This is a genomic window from Bartonella sp. AP57NXGY (assembly GCF_042195805.1).
Lineage (GTDB): Bacteria > Pseudomonadota > Alphaproteobacteria > Rhizobiales > Rhizobiaceae > Bartonella.
Genome location: NZ_JBHIOZ010000652.1, coordinates 1 through 566, shown reverse-complemented (window position 1 = coordinate 566; position 566 = coordinate 1). Strand labels below are relative to the sequence as shown.

Genomic DNA, 566 nt, shown 5'->3' with positions numbered 1-566 from the left:
CAGGGTAATGCTGTAATTCATCTCAATGCACGTTTAAATCCTCGTGATCCGAGTGATCAGCAAGTCACTGATCGGCTTGTCATTCATGGTGATGTTTCTGGAAAAACAAAAATACATGTACGAGGTGATGCGGGCAATGTAGGAGATGGTAAAGCGAATGCCAAGATTGCTCATACTGTTTCAATTATTCAGGTCTATGGTCAAGCGAAGAAAGACTCTTTCCAACTCGATGGCAATTATGTTGCACTGAGAAACTCACCTTACAAATACACCCTTCGTGCTTATGCTCCAGAAGCGACTTCGAAACAGGAGGATGTTCAGCAGAAATTTGTTAAGGATGGTGGAGAATTTTGGAATTTCCGTTTAGAAAATCAGTATGTTAAGTCTGTTGGATCTGCTGCCCTTCCTGAACAATTTGTAAGGTCTGTTGTTCCACAGGTTCCAACTTATCTCAGCTTGCCTAATAGTGTATTCCACGCTGGTTTGATGGATATTAGCAATCAAAATAAGCAATTGGAGACGTTGCGGATGACTTCTACAGGAATGGTAGAGGTTCGTGAAAATCC

Annotated in this window: 1 protein-coding gene; it reads left to right on the top strand. The window is 41.7% G+C overall.

Features of this window, described 5'->3' with window-relative positions; translation table 11 throughout:
• The coding region (locus tag ACFIL8_RS12465) for an autotransporter outer membrane beta-barrel domain-containing protein (RefSeq protein ID WP_375690091.1) at nt 1-566 on the top strand (566 nt) is incomplete at both ends.